The following is a 17,155-nucleotide window of genomic DNA, read 5'->3' on the forward strand; positions in this document are numbered from 1 at the left end:
TCAAAGACGGGGAATACGAAACAATGAAAATGACCACGGAAGAAGCATTCGTAAAAACACTCCAGAAGGCCGGGATCCGGCATGCCTTCGGGATCATCGGTTCGGCCATGATGCCGATTTCCGATCTTTTCCCGAAAGCCGGCATCACCTTCTGGGACTGTGCGCATGAAGGCAGCGCCGGCATGATGGCCGACGGATACACGCGCGCAACCGGCAAGATGTCGATGATGATCGCCCAGAACGGACCCGGCATCACCAACTTCGTGACGGCCGTGAAGACCGCCTATTGGAACCACACCCCGTTGCTGCTGGTCACGCCCCAGGCCGCCAACAAGACGATAGGCCAGGGCGGATTCCAGGAAGTCGAACAGATGAAGCTGTTCGAGGACATGGTGGCCTACCAGGAAGAAGTGCGCGACCCGACCCGCGTGGCAGAGGTGCTGGCCAGGGTCATTTCCAAGGCAAAGGCACTCTCGGCGCCGGCGCAATTGAACATTCCCCGCGATTTCTGGACCCAGATCGTGGATATCGACATCCCGGCCCCGCTCGAGTTCGAACGCAGCTCCGGCGGAGAGAACTCGGTCGAGCAGGCGGCGGCGCTGCTGTCGAAGGCCAGGAACCCGGTCATCCTGAACGGCGCAGGCGTCGTGCTTTCGAAAGGCGGCATCGATGCTTCGAAGGCGCTCGCCGAACGCCTCGATGCGCCGGTCTGTGTCGGCTATCAGCACAATGACGCCTTCCCAGGCTCGCATCCGCTTTTCGCCGGACCGCTTGGCTACAACGGCTCCAAGGCCGCGATGGAACTGATCAGGGAGGCCGACGTCGTGCTCTGCCTCGGCACCCGGCTCAATCCGTTCTCGACCCTGCCCGGATACGGGCTCGAATACTGGCCCGCAGACGCGGAGATCATCCAGGTGGATATCAATCCCGACCGTATCGGCCTGACCAAGAAGGTCAGCGTCGGGATTGTCGGCGACGCGGCGAAGGTCGCGAATGGCATCCTCGCAAGGCTGGCGGACAATGCGGGCGACGTGGGCCGCGACGAGCGCAAGGCGCATATCGCGATGACAAAGAGCCGCTGGGCGCAGCAGCTTTCCAGCATGAACCACGAGGATGACGATCCCGGCACGACCTGGAACGAACGCGCCCGCGCCGACAAGCCGGAATGGATGAGCCCGCGCATGGCCTGGCGCGCTATCCAGACAGCATTGCCCAAGGATGCCATCATATCCTCCGACATCGGCAACAACTGCGCCATCGGCAACGCCTATCCGAGCTTCGAAACGGGCCGGAAATATCTCGCTCCGGGCCTGTTCGGCCCCTGCGGCTACGGCCTGCCGGCCATCGTCGGCGCGAAGATCGGCTGTCCGGATGTACCGGTAGTCGGCTTCTCGGGCGACGGGGCCTTCGGCATCGCGGTCAACGAACTGACCGCAATCGGCCGCGGCGAATGGCCGGCGATCACGCAGATCGTTTTCCGCAATTACCAGTGGGGTGCGGAAAAACGGAACTCGACGCTTTGGTTCGATGACAATTTTGTCGGCACCGAGCTCGACGAGGACGTCAGCTATGCCGGGATTGCCAATGCATGCGGCCTCAAGGGCGTCGTCGCGCGGACGATGGACGAACTGACCGCGGCGCTGGCGACGGCAATCGAAGACCAGATGAACAATGGCGTGACCACGCTGATCGAAGCGATGATCAACCAGGAGCTGGGTGAACCGTTCCGCCGCGACGCGATGAAGAAGCCCGTCGTCGTGGCCGGCATCGACCCGGCGGACATGGCCGATCAGACAGCCTGATCCCGGCACCGACCCGCAGCAGAACGGCGTCCGGCGGGAGTTCCGCCGGACGCTTGTCGTTTCGCCTGTGTTTCCGCTCTTCCCGTTCCGCCGACAGATTGCTCCCTTGCTCCCGAAAGGCTAGACACGCCCGGCTTGGCGGAGTTGTCCGCCCCGCATTTGTGGCAAATCCACAAAACAGATGAAGCTACAGCGTTTTGTTATTAGTATCGCTGCGAAAAGACCGGGAAACACACGTGGCAAGACGCAAAACCGAGCAGGACCTGGCAGACGGCGACAAGGATTATCGCTTCAACACCTCACTGGCACGCGGCCTCTCGGTGCTGAAGGCATTCGGACCCGACAACCGCCCCATCGGCAATGCGGAAATCGCGAAACGCGTCGATTTGCCGAAGGCGACGGTGTCGCGCCTGACTTTCACGCTGACGGAACTCGGCTACCTCACCTATGACGACGATATCGGGCGTTATTCGCTCGGGCCGGCCGTTCTGTCGCTCGGCTATGACGTGCTGGCGCAGATGGAAATCGGGGACATCGCGCGACCGTTCATGCAGGAACTGGCCGAATATGCCGACGGGTCGGTTTTTCTTGGCATGCCGAGCGGGACCGAACTGGTCTATATCCAGGCCTGCCGCTCACCGGTTTCGATGACGATCCGGCTGGGTATCGGCTCTCGCATTCCGATGGCGAAGACGGGGATGGGGCGGTCTTATCTGGCGGCACTGCCGGAGGATGATCGCGCGGCGCTTCTGGAACGTATGGCTCACGATTTCGGGGACGAATGGCCGGAAATCGAACGGAAACTCCAGACCGCGATAGAGGACGCCACGGCGCGGGGCTTCGCCATCGCGGAAGGCGACTGGATCACCGAATCCAATTCGGCCGGCGTCGCCATCAAGAACGCGGCCGGCTACCCTGTCTATGCCGTCAATGTCGGTGGCCTTCGCTCGATCATCACGCGCGAGCGCCTCGAGGTCGATCTGGGTCCGCGCCTCCTTGCCGTCGCACGGCAGATCGAACACGCCGCACGCGCGGTGATGTAACGTGGACGTCAGCCGGCGAGAGCGTTTCGCCGGAAGATTTCGACGGTTTCGGCGACCCCCTTCTCCAGCGAGGTATCGGGCAGCGGGCCGATGATCCGCTGTAATGGCTCCGTCTCGAACCCCGCCACGGGCGACAGCCGGCTATCATCGGCCAATGTGATGCGCGCATCCGGAACGACGCTCGTAATCGCGGAGAGGATATCCGACGTGGTCTCAACCCGAGACGTCAGGTCGGACAACAGCGCACCCTCCCAGTCGGACGCAGCGGCCCGAACAAACATCTCGGCGACGTCGCCGGCATATTGAAAGCAGCTCTCCGTCCGGAATGGCATCTCGTAAGCTTCGCCCGACGCGGCGGCGCGGATCGCCGTCGTGATCGCCGAGGTTTCGCCCTGATCCCGACCCACGCCATAGACGATATGCGGCCGCAGACCGAGGCTCGGAACACCATGATCCTCCCAGTAGAGGCGCGCGATCTCCTCGTCCGTTTTTTTGTAGACGCCGTAGAGATTGGCCGGCGCATTAGCCTCGCCACGCGGTTTGGCGGCGATCGAGCTCGTATAGATGACGCGCCGCACGCCTTGAATGCGCGCCGCCTCCATTATATTCAGGTGGCCGATGATGTTGACCTTCGCGCCGAGGACCGGATTGCCCCGGCACTGGGGTATCTGCAGTGCGGCGAGGTGAATGATGGCGGAGGGGCCGGTTTCCGACACGATCGCCTCGACAGCGCCCCCGTCTGTCACGTCGCAACTGCGCCATGCCATGCGGTCCATCGGCGGATCGGGTAGCAGCGCTTTCAGGCGGCTGAAGTCGCGGTCGATATCCGTGGCGACAACATCATGGCCGGCGGCGACAAGCCGGGCAATGATCCATGCACCCAGAAACCCGTTGGATCCCGTGAGAAGAACAGGGCCGGTCATTGAGGGTTCTCCCGTGATGCGCGGTGACGTTCCTTCAGCCATCGCAGGATCGGCCAAAGCACCATTGTGGCTGTGAGCAGGAACAATCCGAGCGCGATGGGCCGTTCGAAAAAGGCGAGAAAGCTGCCGCGGGTCAGAAGCAGCCCTTGCCGCAGGGAGTTCTCGATCGTCTCGCTCAGCACCATGCCGATTACCAGCGGCGCAAGCGGAAAACCTCCGCGCCTGAGCAGGAAGCCCCCTACTCCACCGAGAAACGCGATCACCAGATCGAGCGGATTGCCGCGCACGCCGTAGGCGCCGACGATGGCGATCACCACGACCATGGTCATCAGCAGCGGTTCGGGAATGCGCAACGCCCGCGTGAACAGTTGCGCGCCCAATGCGCCGCAGAAGAACATCATGATGTTGACCACGACCAGGATGGCGAAAATCGCGTAGACGAGGTCGAGATGATGCAGGAAGAGCTGCGGGCCCGGCGTCAGACCGTGGACGATGAAGGTACCGAGCATCACGGCGGTGACCGGATCGCCCGGAATACCGAGTGCAAGCGTCGGCACCATGGCCGAACCCGTCACGGCGTTGTTCGCACTCTCCGCCGCGATGATGCCGGACGGCTCACCCTTGCCAAAATTCTCGCGGAAGCGAGAACTGCGCCTCGCCTCGGAGTAGCTGATGAATGCTGACGTGGTCGCGCCGGTGCCAGGCAAGGCACCGACGAAAGAACCGATCATGCAGGATTTCAGAAGCGTCCCAAGACGTGGCTTCCATTCCGCGAGAGGCGGCAGCCGAAAGCCCACATTGTGAACGACCTGTGGCTTCGGTTTGTGGTTATCCGCGACACGCGTGAAGACCTCGGAAAGCGCAAACACACCGACAATGGCCGGGATCAAAGAGATACCGGCGCTCATCTCGAAGCTGCCGAAGGTGAACCGCATGTCGCCGGTCACGTGGTCCGCGCCGACCGTCGCCAGAAACAATCCGATCGCCCCGGTCAGAAGTCCTTTCGCCATGGCGCCGCGCGAAACATTCGCGATACAGATCAGCGCAAAGACGCCGAGCGCGAAGAACTCGATGGCGGTGAAATTCAGCGAAAAGGCCGCCAATTGCGGCGCGGCGAGGATGAGTACAGCAACGGAAAAGAGACCGCCAATGGTCGAGGCCGCGGTCGCCCAGCCGATCGCCAAATCGGCCTCTCCGCGTTGCGCCATGGGAAACCCGTCCAGAGCCGTCGCGGCCGCCTGCGGTGTTCCCGGCGTGTTGATGGCTATGGCGGTGATCGAACCGCCATAAACCGAGCCGCAATAGATGCCGAGCATCAACGCCAGGGCGGGTATCTGATCCATGGAATAGGTGAAGGGCAAAACCATCGTGATACCGATAACCGAGCCCAGGCCGGGCAACACGCCGACCATCACGCCGAGCACGGTCCCGGCGAGCATCGCAAAAAATGTGGCCAGGGTCAGGACGTGGCCGAGACCTTGCGCGAACAGTTCCATCAATCAGATCTCCGGTCGCGGCAGAAGCGTTTCTTTTCCATGTTCAGAAAGTATCGAACCACGGTGATGACGGCAGGATGATCAGGAAGACTTCCTCGAATACGTACCAAACAGCGAAGGTGTAGATGACAGCCAGCCCCAGTATGATCGGCACGCGCCGGTAACCCATGATCCAGGGAAGCACCACGGTGAAAGCCAATGTCGAAATGACGAAGCCGATACGCGTTATCGCCAGCGTGTAGAGCCCTGTCGCCACGAGCGCCGCGATCGTCCAGCCATAAGGGCCGGGCTCCTCCTCGTCGCGGCTTTCGGCGCGTGCCTGAACGAGCACGATGATCGACAACAGCAATACCGCCCACAGGATGATCCGTGGATAGAAGACAGGTCCTCGCCCAGCAGTCATGAACGATGTCTCATACGCCGGATCGAAAGTATGCCAGACAAGAAAAATCCCGGCGAAGAGAATCCCCGCCGCCGTGAACATCGCCACCGATAAGCCGCTTTTTTGCACGTCTCGCCTCGTCCCAGGAAAGGTCCCCGACTCAACCGGCGGATGCTGCCTCAGAGACGCACCCGCCGGTTGGCCCGAAACGTTTTACTTGCCGAGACCGGCACCAACGAGGAGTTTTTCGTTCTTGTCGAATTCCGAACGAACGAACGCCTCGAATTCCTCGCTGCCCATGAAGGCAACCGGTTGGCGAAGCGTTTTCATGCGCTCGGTGAACGCGTCCGAATGAATACCCTCTTCGCAGGCCGATTCGAGCGCTGCACGGGCCTCGTCCGGAATGCCCTTCGGCGCAACGATTCCGCCCCAGATCGGGAAGTCCATCGGAACGCCCTGATCACCGGATGTCGGAAGATCCTCGGCGCCATCGACACGCTCGGAACTGAACATCGCCAACGAGCGCACCTGATCGCCATTCTGCGTCAGGAACGAAATATGGGCGACGAACATGTCCACCGATCCATCCAGCATCGCCTTAAAGGTCGGCGCGCTTCCCTTGTAGGGAATGAAAGTGAATTCAGCGCCCGTCGCCTCGGCAAGTCCGAGACCCGCAACATGCGGAATGGAACCGACCGCCTGGACGCCATAGTTCAGTTCGCCCGGATGCTCCTTCGCGTAAGCGATCATGTCCTGAAGGTCCTCGAAGGGCGAATCCTTGCGCACGACCAGCGACGACGGCGCTGTATAGGCGAGGCAGATATAGTCGAAACTGTCGGGATTATAGGGCAGTTCGCGCAAATGCGGCTGGGTGGTCATCGGGCCGACAGGCATCATGCCGACCGTATATCCGTCCGGCCGCGCGCGGGCCGTTTCCGCGGCTCCGATGGTGCCGCCCGCGCCGGCCGTGTTCTTCACGACGATCTCGCCTCCCAGCGCCGCGGCCATCGGCTCGGCAAGGGTGCGTGTGGTGATGTCGGTACCACCGCCGGCGGCGAAAGGCACGATAATGGTCACAGGTTTCGCCGGGAAATCCGCCGCATGCGCGGACAGGCCCGTACCGACGGCGGCAACAAGCGCCGCGAGCGTAGTCAAAACAGTCTTCATTTCATTTCCTCCCTTTGGTCGTCTGCCGGCCTGTTTTCGTGGCCGCTGCCGGGGCGGTTGGCTCCGCTCCTTCTTGCTTCCACCTGACGTTAAGGCGGAATCGGATTTTTTCAAAACATAATTTCAAAAAAATTTGAAATTGAATTCCAAAAGTCGTAACGCTGGATATCAGGACGCGTTTTCCGCGCCCGACTTGGGAGGAAAATCTGATGCTGAACCAACAGGAACTTGACACTTATCACGAGGACGGACTCGTGATGGCGGACTACCGCCTTCCCACTGATGTGCTGGACAATCTGCGGGGTGCCGTGGACAAACTGATCCACGATCATCCGAATGTCCGTCCGGAACAGCTTTCAGGGCCGCACAACCCCTGGGGACAATCCGCGCAGCTGATGGGGAATGTCGACTTCCTCGAATTCTGCCAGCACCCCGATATCCTCGATATGGTCGAGCAGGTTATCGGACCGGACATCATCCTCTGGGGTTCGATGCTGTTCGCCAAACCGGCCGGAGACGGCAAGGCCGTGCCGTGGCATCAGGACGGACGCTACTGGCCGATCGAGCCGCTGGAAACGGTGACCGTGCGCGTGGCCATAGACGGATCCGACCTTGAAAACGGCTGCATGCAGTACATTCCGGGCTCGCACAAATCGCGCTCGCTGGAGTTGCACGAGATCGACATCCGCGACGACATGGCACTGGGCCAGCGCATGGCGGAAGTGGACGATTCCAAGGCTGCCGACTGCATTCTCGCCCCCGGCCAGATTTCGCTGCACGATGTCTACACCGTACACGGTTCGGCACATAACCGCTCGACCAAGCGGCGTGCCGACTATGCGATTCGCTACATGCCGGCGACCTCGCTCTACGACCGGTCGGACGATCATCCGGCGACCGTCTACGCCCGAGAGAACTCGCCCAACATGAACTACACGAAGCGCCCGATCTGGCTGGTTCGCGGACAGGATCGCGCCGGCAACGACTTCAGCGTCGGCAAGGGCTGAGGCCCATCGCAAGGAAAAAGAACAGCAATGACAAAGACAAATGAAGCTGTGGTCCGGACTCTGGTCGAGTCCGGCGTCAACCGCGCCTTTACGCTGCCGGGCCTGGGCATCACATGGTCCCTGCCCGCATTCCACGACGCCAAGGCCGATTTCGATGTGGTTCTGACCCGCAACGAGTGGATCGCTTCCATCATGGCGCAGGTCACCGGCCGCCTGACCGGCAGGCCGGCGGTTCTGATGGGACAAGGTCCCTGGGTTACGACGATCGGCGGCATAGGAATACTCGAGGCGCACTTCTCGGGGTCGCCCATGGTCGTCCTGACAGAGACCTCGGACTATGACGGCTACGGTCAGATGGGCGTCTACCAGACGATGACCGGAGATTACGGCGGCGCAGACGCGATGGCTTCGCTAAAGCCAATCACGAAATACTGCACCTATGCGACGACGCCCGAGGAAGCCGTCTACGGCACACAGATGGCGGTCAAACACGCGGTCCTGCCCCGACAGGGGCCGGCCGCAGTGGTCATGAAGACACCGATCATCCGTGCCGAAATGCCGGAGACCTCGAAACCGAAGCTCTATCCGTCGCAGGGATATTACGCATACACGCCGTCGCGGCCCGATACCGGCGCCGTTTCGCGGTTGGCCGAGATGATCGACAAGGCCGAGCGTCCGCTGATCATCGCGGGCAACGGCGTGCTTTCGTCAGGTTGCGGCGCGGCATTGCAGGAACTGGCCGAAGCGGCCGGCGTCGGCATCGCCACGAGCTACAACGCCAAGGGCGTAATATCCGAAAACTCCGACATCTGTGTCGGCATGATGGGAACCTGGGGACACCGCGCAGCCAACCGCGCGGTCGCTCAAGCCGACCTCGTGGTCATGCTGGGCGCCTCGATGGGGCCGGACTACACGCGATTCCGCGAGGAAGGATTGATCCGACCCGGCGACCAGACGCTGGTGCAGGTGGATATCGATCCACGCAATGCGGGTTGGGTCTATCCTGTCGATCTCGCCATCACAGGCGACGCGAGCGACGTCGTTGCGATGCTGGCCGAACAGGGCCTGTCGGGAGCAAGGCGCGAAACACGCGTAGGAGCGCTGACCGACGGGAAGAAACGCAACGGCTATTTCGATCTGCCCGACCTGCCGTCAGCACAGGGCACGGTACATCACTCCGATGTCGTGCGCGGCCTGCAATCCTTTCTCGGGCCGGACGACCTTCTGGCGCTCGACGCCGGGTCGAACCGGATCTGGGCGACGTTCGGGCTCAGAATGCCCTATCCCGGCCAGCTCCTTGTGCCCGGCGGTACCGGCGCGATGGGCTGGGGCGGACCGGCCGCGGCGGCGGCGAAGCTCGCCCTGCCCGAAAAGCGCGTTACCTGCCTTGCCGGCGACGGTGGTTTCATGATGACGGTTCAGGTGATCCCCACCTGCGTCCAGCAGAACCTGGACGTGGTGTTTCTGGTCTCGAACAATTCCGGCCTCGGCATGGTTCGCGACAATCTGGGCGACAAGCGTCTCGCGGTCGATTTCAACGAAGTGGACTTCGTCAAGGTTGCCGAGGGCATGGGCGGCAAGGGACTGGCCGTCTACCATCCCGACGAAATCCGTGATGCACTCGATGAGGCGCACAAGATGGGCGGACCCGTCGTCGTCGACGTGAAGGTCGATCCCGATGCCAGCCACCATCCGGCGGTCGACAATGAACCGCTTTAAGAACCAAACCGCCCTGGTCACCGCCGCTGCAAGCGGCGTTGGCCGCGGCGTGGCCCTCCGGCTCGCGCTCGAGGGCGCGAAGGTCACGGTCTGGGACCGCGACACGGCGAAGCTCGACGACCTTTCGGGCGAAGTCGCCGCCGCCGGACTTCCGGTAACCGCCGAGGTGGTGGACATGACGGATGGCGATGCTGTCGTTGACGCCGTCGCGCGGATGGCCGACCGCAACGGCAGGATCGACGTGCTGGTGAACAATATCGGCGGTTCGCTGCACACGCCCTTCCATTTCCTCGAACAGAGCGACGAGGACTGGGCGCGGGTCATGGACGTAAACGTGTCCGCATGCGTGCGCACGACGCGGGCTGTTCTTCCGCACATGATCGAGGCGGGATATGGACGCATCATCAATATGGGGTCGAAGGCGGGCCGCTTCGGCAGCCTGTTCGCCGGAGCGAACTACAGCGCCTCCAAAGGCGCGATGCAGGCCTTCACGCTGCAGATCGCCCAGGAATTCGGGCCGCACGGCATAACCTGCAACACGCTGTGTCCCGGTGCGATCATTACGGAGCGCGTCGAGCGGTTGCTCGCCGAAAGGCAAAGCGCAGAGGAGCGCGCGCGCGTTCTGGAGAGCATTCCGGTCCGCCGCCACGGTCGCGTGGAGGATGTCGCCGCGGCGATCGCCTATCTCGCATCCGAGGAAGCCGGTTTCGTCAACGGCGCTTCTCTCGACCTGAATGGCGGGCAAGCGATGGTCATCTGACGGCTGGCCGCCCGTAAGGTTCCGCCCAAAGGCCGGAAACGTGCAGTAAGCTGCTTCCGCAGAGGATGCGCCGTGTTGGGTCCTCAGGATGCCGGAAAGCAGTTTAGCAAACCGATCCCGACGTCGTTCCGTTCCGTCGCGAAATGACCCGCATCGAAGACCCGCGCGGACTAAGAGGGCGAACTGGTTCGGGCGCTATGGCTAAAGGCGCATCCACTGGCTGCTTGAGCAGGACGGCTGGTCTGTCCGTCTCAAGCACGTGAAGCGCATTTGGCGGCGTGAAGGGCTCAGAATCCGCATAAACGGCCTAAGCGGGGAAGGTTCTGGTTCAATGGCGGCTCTCTGGCCATTGGAAGGCCAGGCAGGATGGGCAGCGCCGATCAGGACGGATATGGCAGGCCGGTCGTGTTCAAAAACACCGAATAGATCCCGGTCGTCGCCGTTATGAACAACCTGTTGTTGCGCGCGCCGCCAAAAGTGACGTTTGCGACAACTTCGGGAACCAGGATTTTTCCGATCAGTTCGCCCGAGGGTGTCAGACAGTGAACGCCGTCCCAAGCGCTGACCCAGAGATTACCGGCTGTATCGACCCGGAACCCGTCCGGAATTCCGGGTGCGATTTCCGCCAGGACCCAGGACGTGCCAAGTTTGTCGCCGTCAACCTCGAATGCCCTGATGTGATGCGGTGCGCTCCGATCCGTCAGCCAGCCGGAATCGGCGATGTAGAGCAAGCTTTCGTCGGGCGAAAACGCCAGACCGTTCGGCATATCGAAATCGTCGGCGACGACCGTCACGTCGCCGCTGTCGGGGTCGATCCGGTAAACGTTGCAGGTCTCTTGTTCCTGCGCCGCCTTTCGCCCGACATAGTCGGAGATGATGCCGTAGTTCGGATCGGTGAACCATATGGATCCGTCCGATTTGACGACGACATCATTGGGGGAGTTCAGCCTCGCCCCGTGGGCACTGTCGGCCAGCACGGTGACATGGCCATCATGCTCCGTGCGGACAACACGCCGTCCGCCCTGCTCGCAGGTCACCAGGCGCCCTTCCCGGTCGCGCGTCGACCCGTTCGGATTGGACACTCCGGCACGGAAAACGGAAACCGCGCCGGTCTCCTCCTCCCATTTCAGCATTCGGTCATTGGGAATGTCGCTCCAGATCAGGCAACGCAAATCCGCGAACCAGACCGGCCCTTCCGCCCATCGGTTTTCGCCGTGGAGCTTTTCGAGAAACGCCACCGGGTCGATGAGCGAATTGAATCTCGGATCGATGATCTCGTAGCAGTTCATGCCGTCCTCCCTTTCGCACCTGCCGGTTACGGCAGGCGCATCGCGACTGTCTTCGTCTCCGTGTAGAGATCGAGGGCCTGGGCGCCGAGGTCGCGGCCCCATCCCGACTGCTTGAAGCCGCCGAACGGCATCGTGACGTCGTTGAAGTTGTGCGTATTGACCCACACGGTCCCGGCCTTGATCTTTGCCGCCAGGCGGTGAGCCTTGCTCAGATCGTTGGTCCAGATCGCCGAGGCGAGGCCGTATTCGGTATCGTTGGCCGCACGCGCCACCTCGTCGAGACCATCATCGTCGAAGGGAATGGCGCAGACGACCGGGCCGAAGACCTCTTCGCGCATGACGGCCATGCTGGAACGCACATTGCCGACAATGGTCGGCGAGACGAAATAGCCTTCCCGGTTGGGAGCGAAGCCGCCGCAGACGATCTCCGCGCCGTCGTCCCTGCCCTCTTCGAGAATGCGGAAGATGCGCGACTGTTGCTTTTTCGAGACGACCGGGCCGAGTTGCGTGGCGGGATCGATACCCGCGCCCATCTGCATGGCCGCACCCTGCTCCGCGACACCTTCGACCACGCGGTCATAGACATCGCGGTGGACGTAAAGCCGGGTTCCGGCCCCGCAACTCTGGCCGGCATTGAAAAAGGAACCGCTCGCCGCGCCGGCAATCGCCATATCCAGATCCGCATCGGGGAGAATGATGGTCGGTGCCTTGCCGCCGAGTTCCAGGCTCACCTTTTTCAGGTTGCCGATGGCCGCCGTGGCGATGGCCCGGCCGGTCGCCGTCGAGCCGGTGAACGCAATCTTGTCGACGCCCGGATGCGCAGACAGCGCCGCTCCGGCCGTCGCGCCATATCCCGTCACAACGTTGAGCACGCCTTCCGGCAGGCCCGCTTCCATTGCAAGCTCGGCCAGCCGCAGAGCGCCGATGGGCGTCTGCTCCGCCGGCTTCAGCACGATGGTGCACCCTGTCGCCAGCGCGGGCGCCACCTTCCAGGCCAGCATCGCCAGCGGGAAGTTCCAGGGAATGATCTGCGCGGTGACGCCAATCGGCTCGCGGCGGGTATAGGTGTGCCAGTTGCCGGGCGCAGAAACCGTCATGGTCTCGCCGTTGAGCTTGGTCGCCCAGCCGGCGTAGTAGCGAAACACATCGGCGGTGAATGGCACTTCGCCGTTCAGGCTGTCGCCGATCGGCTTGCCGTTTTCCAGCGTGTTGATCGTCGCCAGTTCGCCGGCATGATCCAGGATCAGGTCGGCCAGGCGCCAGATGATCCGGCTGCGCTCCGACGGCGACATCTCGCTCCACGGACCTTCGAAGGCGCGCCGCGCCGCCATGACCGCGGCATCGACATCGGCCTTGTCGCCTTCCGCGACGCGGCCCAGGACTTCGCCGCTGGACGGGTCCTCCACATCCAGCATCTGCCCGGACACCGGCGGTACTTGTTTCCCGCCAATGAACAGCATGTGGTCGCGGCGGACAAAAGCCTCCCCGTCGCCCGACTGGCCGGGCGCTGCAACGTCTTGAATTATCATCGTTATCTCCCTTGGGCTTACGGCCCTAGCGTTGAACGAACGGCGCAGGAATCGAGTTTTCCATGTCGATCCAGACCGATTTCTCCTGCAGATATTCGCGAATGGCCGTTTGGCCGTTTTCCCTGCCGAAGCCCGATTGCTTCATCCCGCCGAACGGCGACAGGGGACTGGTGGCGCGGTACATGTTCACCCATACGGTGCCCGCGACGAGCCGCTTCGGCAGGCGCAACGCGCGCCCGACATCCTGCGTCCACACACCGGCCGCGAGGCCGAAAATGGTGTCGTTGGCAATGCGCACCGCATCGTCCTCGTCCTCGAACGGGATAATGGAGAGTACCGGCCCGAAGACCTCTTCCTGGGCGATCCGCATTTGCGGGCTGACATCGCCGAAGATCGTCGGCTGGACGAACCAGCCATTGCCCTCCGGAACGCCGCCGCCGAGCAGGCATGTCGCGCCTTCCGACTTGGCGATGTCGATATAGTCGAGCACCTTCTTGCGCTGCGGTTCGGTCGTGATCGGCCCGACCTGGGTGTCCTCCAGCAGCGGATCGCCGATCCGCGCCGTCCGGGCAAAGCCGACGAGCCGCTCAACCACCTCGTCATAGACGGAGCGTTGAACCAGCGCGCGCGAGCCCGCGATGCAGGTCTGTCCGGACGCCGCGAAAATACCCGACACGATGCCTGGTACGGCGCTGTCCATCTTCGCGTCGGCGAACACGATGTTGGCCGACTTGCCGCCGAGTTCCAGCGTCACCTTCTTCAGCCCCTCGGCCGCGCCGCCATAGACCTTGCGGCCGGACGCGTCACCGCCGGTGAACGCCACTTTGGCCACCTTGGGATGCTTGACCAGCGCCTCGCCGATCTCGTGGCCGAAACCAGTGACGATGTTGACGACGCCGTCGGGAAATCCTGCCTTCTCGAACAACCGGCCAAAGGCCAGCGCCGAAACAGAGGAATACTCAGACGGTTTCCAGACCACCGTATTGCCGGCGGCCAGCGCCGGCGCCAGCTTCCATGTCGCCAGCATCAGCGGCGAATTCCACGGCGTGATTGCGGCGATCACGCCAAGCGGCTCTTCCAGCGTGTAGTTGAACACGCCGGGCTTATCGATCGGGATGACCCGGCCCTCGATCTTGTCGGCCAAGCCACCGAAGTATCGGAACCATTGCGGCATGTAATTGAGCTGCATCCGCATTTCGCTGATCAGCTTGCCGTTGTCGCGGGTCTCAAGCCTGGCCAGGTTTTCGGCTTCCTCGGCCAGCAGATCGGCGAAGCGGCACAGCAACAGCCCACGCTTCGACGCCGTCATCGACCGCCACTCACCCTGAAAAGCCACCTCGGCGGCTTCCACCGCGTCGGCGACATCGTCGGCCGAAGAACGCGGGACACGCGCCCACGTCTCCCCGGTATAGGGATCGTGGCTGTCGAAGGTGCGCTCTGTGCGGGAGCCGGTCCACCGGCCCCCGACAAGCATGTCGTAACGTTCGACAGGCAGTTGCTCACGCATGGTCAGGCTTCCAACTCGGCCAGCGCCTCTTTGGCGGTGCGGAAGCTGTCGACGCCCGCCGGTACGCCGGCATAGATCACGACCTGAAGCAGCACTTCGCGAATTTCTTCCTTGGTGACGCCGTTACGGATCGCGCCTTTGACATGCATCGTAAGCTCATGCTTGCGATTGAGCGCGCTGAGCATCGCGATGTTCAGCATCGAACGCGTCTTCTTGTCGAGCGTGTCCCGGCCCCAAACGGCGCCCCAGCAATACTCTGTGACAAGCTCCTGGAGCGGAAGATTGAAATCATCCGCGCTGGCAATCGACTTCTCGACGAATTCCGCGCCTAGCACGGATTTGCGGATTTCGAGGCCCTTCTCGAAGGTTTCCTTGCTCATGTCGTTTGTCTTCCTTTCAATGTGTCGGAGATGAAATTCAAAGCCCCGGGGTGGGGCGATAGGTCTGGCCGCGGGCGATCACTTTCGCCAGCGATCCGTCCACGAGGTAGGGTTGCGTCGCTTTGGAATCGTAGGTGACGCTTTCCTGGCCGGGATAGCCGATCAGTTCGCGAACCTTCTGGTCCATGTAGTAGGTACAGACCGCCACGGTGCTGAGCGCGTTGAACGCCTCCGCATCGCCTTCGGCCATCTTCTCAAGCGCGCCTTCGGCGCCATCCTTCAAATCGACGGCGACGGCGCGCTCGAAGCCTTCCTTGAGGTCGATGCGAAAATCCAGTGCGGCCAGCGCAGTGTCATAGGTGCAGACCTCCGAATAGGCCGGCATGTCGCCATGTCGCGGGATCAGGAAATCCGCCAGCGCGAGAAAGGTATCGCCATGTTGCTCACTCATGTCATGCCACCTTCTGGTTGCGCCGCTCGGCAATCATGCGGCGGGTGTTTCGCAATGCGACGGCCATGATGGTCGCAGTCGGATTGGTCGCGCCCGATGTCGGGAAGGTCGATGCATCCATCACGTAGAGATTCGGGACGTCATGGGTTGCCCCCCACTGGTCCACCACCGACTTGCGCGGGTCGTCGCCCATCACGGTGGTTCCGATCAGATGCCAACCGCTTTCCCGGACCGGCGTGCTGACCAGCGTCTCGATCGCGCCGGCCGCATTCACGCTCTCGAGGCACCGCTCGATGTTGAAGTTCAGCAACCGGTTGGAGTTTTCGTTGACCTGATACTTGATCTGGGGTGCCGGCAGGCCGTCGCTATCGACGAGATCCTTCGACAGCACCACCTGGTTATCTTCCTCTGGCAGGTCTTCGCCCACGATGCCCCAGATCAGCGAATGTCCGAAACGCCGGGCAACGTTTTCATGCAGGTTCTTGCCCCAGAAATCGCGGAAATCTCCATCTTCGGACACATAAACCTTCGACCCGATCGCGCCGGAGACCCCAACAGGTCCTCCGGAGGGCATGCAGTTCCACTTCGATCCCCGGAGGAATCCCCGGCTCTCGTCGGTTTCGTAGAATTCGAGCGAGTAGATCTGCTGGCCAAACGGCCCCCGCCAGCTGTCGAGCGGATCCTCGAACGAGGCGAGCACGCTTGCGAACGGGTGCATCATCAGCCGCTTGCCGACAAGGCCGGAGGAGTTGGCGAGACCGTCCTCGCCGCCCGACATCAGCAGCAGCCGCGGTGTTCCGACACCGTTCGCGCACAGAATGACGACCTTGGCCTTCTGGCGCCGAGTCCGCCCGTTGCCGTCGATATAGACGACGCCAGTGGCAAGGCCGTCGGCATCGGTCTCGATCTCGCTGACGCGCGCATTCGTTACAAGAGTGGCGCCAGCCTTCAGCGCCAACGGCCAATGCGACCGGTCGGTGGTCGATTTCGCCCCTTCGGGACAGCCGGTCAGGCAAGTGCCCCTGCGCACACACGGATTGAGCTGACCGAACGATTCCGACGGGATGGCGTTGGACCCGGGCCACCAGTGCCAACCCATCTCTTCCTGACCCATGATTCCGCGATGCCCTACGCTGCCCATCGGCAGGGCGGGAAACGGATACGGGCCGCGTGGTGGATAGGCGGGGTCTCCGGACAGACCGGACACACCGACCTGGCGTTCGATTTCGAGCTGGAAGGGCAGAAGATCCTCATAGGTGAACGGCCAGTCGTCGGCCACGCCATCCATGCTTCGAACCTTGAAATCGGACGGGAGGAAATGCATCCACTGCGCGCCATAGAGGTTCGCGCTTCCCCCCACGCCGGCATACATGAGCGGATTGATATCGGTCGTCGAGGTATCGACGGGATAGTCGCGCGGATTGTCGCGCACATTCGGATTGGGGTGCCAGAGCTTGGTCGCCACCAGCTCGTGCTCCGGGCGCGCACCGGTATAATCATCGTAGTCGGGCCAATCGCCCTGCTCCAGCACGACGACCGAGATACCGGCCCGCGCCAGTTCGAGCGCAGCCACGGATCCCGACGGCCCCGCCCCGACGATGACGACGTCAACCTCCTCGTCGCGCCGCGGGCGGCTTCGTCTCGGCTCCAGTTTTTCGACAGACATCGAAAGTCTCCTCCAGTTCAGGTTTGTTTCGGCG

At 62.4% G+C, this 17,155-nt stretch carries 15 protein-coding genes; 5 read left to right on the top strand and 10 right to left on the bottom strand.

Annotated features, from left to right (window positions below; genetic code table 11):
• Positions 1-23: 23 nt before the first annotated feature.
• Positions 24-1,802, top strand: coding sequence for a sulfoacetaldehyde acetyltransferase (xsc, locus tag LC343_RS10255; protein ID WP_223477024.1), 1,779 nt, complete (start codon positions 24-26; stop codon positions 1,800-1,802).
• 236 nt (positions 1,803-2,038) lie between these two features.
• On the top strand, positions 2,039-2,845 hold the full coding sequence (locus LC343_RS10260) for an IclR family transcriptional regulator (RefSeq protein WP_223477025.1): 807 nt from the start codon (positions 2,039-2,041) through the stop codon (positions 2,843-2,845).
• Positions 2,846-2,853: 8 nt separating this feature from the next.
• On the opposite strand, the gene LC343_RS10265 is transcribed toward LC343_RS10260, so the two are convergent.
• The 4 genes from LC343_RS10265 to LC343_RS10280 all read right to left on the bottom strand — a co-directional run bounded on the left by LC343_RS10265 (position 2,854) and on the right by LC343_RS10280 (position 6,813).
• A complete protein-coding gene (locus LC343_RS10265; RefSeq protein WP_223477026.1) occupies positions 2,854-3,768 on the bottom strand; it encodes an NAD-dependent epimerase/dehydratase family protein in 915 nt (304 codons plus the stop codon).
• The gene (locus LC343_RS10270) at positions 3,765-5,264 is read right to left on the bottom strand and encodes a tripartite tricarboxylate transporter permease (RefSeq protein ID WP_223477279.1); all 1,500 of its coding nucleotides are present in this window, start codon (positions 5,262-5,264) and stop codon (positions 3,765-3,767) included. Before LC343_RS10270 ends, LC343_RS10265 begins: the two co-directional genes overlap by 4 nt.
• Before the next feature lie 43 nt (positions 5,265-5,307).
• Positions 5,308-5,748 carry a tripartite tricarboxylate transporter TctB family protein gene (locus LC343_RS10275; protein WP_223477280.1) on the bottom strand — a complete coding sequence of 147 codons (441 nt, stop codon included), beginning with the start codon at positions 5,746-5,748 and terminating at the stop codon, positions 5,308-5,310.
• Between the two features lie 111 nt (positions 5,749-5,859).
• A complete protein-coding gene (locus LC343_RS10280; RefSeq protein ID WP_223477027.1) occupies positions 5,860-6,813 on the bottom strand; it encodes a Bug family tripartite tricarboxylate transporter substrate binding protein in 954 nt (317 codons plus the stop codon).
• Between the two features lie 209 nt (positions 6,814-7,022).
• Between LC343_RS10280 and LC343_RS10285 the strand changes: the two genes are divergently transcribed.
• The 3 genes from LC343_RS10285 to LC343_RS10295 are packed head-to-tail and all read left to right on the top strand — an operon-like array spanning position 7,023 to position 10,299.
• On the top strand, positions 7,023-7,820 hold the full coding sequence (locus tag LC343_RS10285; RefSeq protein ID WP_223477028.1) for a phytanoyl-CoA dioxygenase family protein: 798 nt from the start codon (positions 7,023-7,025) through the stop codon (positions 7,818-7,820).
• A 27-nt stretch (positions 7,821-7,847) separates the two neighbouring features.
• A complete protein-coding gene (locus tag LC343_RS10290) occupies positions 7,848-9,539 on the top strand; it encodes a thiamine pyrophosphate-binding protein (RefSeq protein WP_223477029.1) in 1,692 nt (563 codons plus the stop codon).
• Positions 9,526-10,299, top strand: coding sequence for an SDR family NAD(P)-dependent oxidoreductase (locus LC343_RS10295; protein WP_223477030.1), 774 nt, complete (start codon positions 9,526-9,528; stop codon positions 10,297-10,299). Before LC343_RS10290 ends, LC343_RS10295 begins: the two co-directional genes overlap by 14 nt.
• A 380-nt stretch (positions 10,300-10,679) precedes the next feature.
• Here LC343_RS10295 and LC343_RS10305 read toward each other — a convergent pair whose 3' ends face one another.
• Genes LC343_RS10305 through LC343_RS10330 form a run of 6 tightly spaced genes read right to left on the bottom strand, consistent with a single transcriptional unit; the run spans position 10,680 to position 17,121 of the window.
• Positions 10,680-11,588 carry an SMP-30/gluconolactonase/LRE family protein gene (locus LC343_RS10305; RefSeq protein ID WP_223477031.1) on the bottom strand — a complete coding sequence of 303 codons (909 nt, stop codon included), beginning with the start codon at positions 11,586-11,588 and terminating at the stop codon, positions 10,680-10,682.
• Between the two features lie 26 nt (positions 11,589-11,614).
• Positions 11,615-13,117, bottom strand: coding sequence for an aldehyde dehydrogenase family protein (locus LC343_RS10310; protein WP_223477032.1), 1,503 nt, complete (start codon positions 13,115-13,117; stop codon positions 11,615-11,617).
• Between the two features lie 25 nt (positions 13,118-13,142).
• Positions 13,143-14,624 carry an aldehyde dehydrogenase gene (locus tag LC343_RS10315; RefSeq protein WP_428982537.1) on the bottom strand — a complete coding sequence of 494 codons (1,482 nt, stop codon included), beginning with the start codon at positions 14,622-14,624 and terminating at the stop codon, positions 13,143-13,145.
• 2 nt (positions 14,625-14,626) lie between these two features.
• Complete coding sequence (locus LC343_RS10320) at positions 14,627-15,004, bottom strand: carboxymuconolactone decarboxylase family protein (RefSeq protein WP_223477033.1); 378 nt, start codon at positions 15,002-15,004, stop codon at positions 14,627-14,629.
• A gap of 37 nt (positions 15,005-15,041) precedes the next feature.
• A complete protein-coding gene (locus LC343_RS10325) occupies positions 15,042-15,455 on the bottom strand; it encodes a hypothetical protein (protein ID WP_223477034.1) in 414 nt (137 codons plus the stop codon).
• Between the two features lies 1 nt (position 15,456).
• Complete coding sequence (locus LC343_RS10330; RefSeq protein ID WP_223477035.1) at positions 15,457-17,121, bottom strand: GMC family oxidoreductase; 1,665 nt, start codon at positions 17,119-17,121, stop codon at positions 15,457-15,459.
• Positions 17,122-17,155 lie beyond the last annotated feature (34 nt).

The organism is Oricola indica (assembly GCF_019966595.1).
Taxonomy (GTDB): Bacteria; Pseudomonadota; Alphaproteobacteria; order Rhizobiales; family Rhizobiaceae; genus Oricola; species Oricola indica.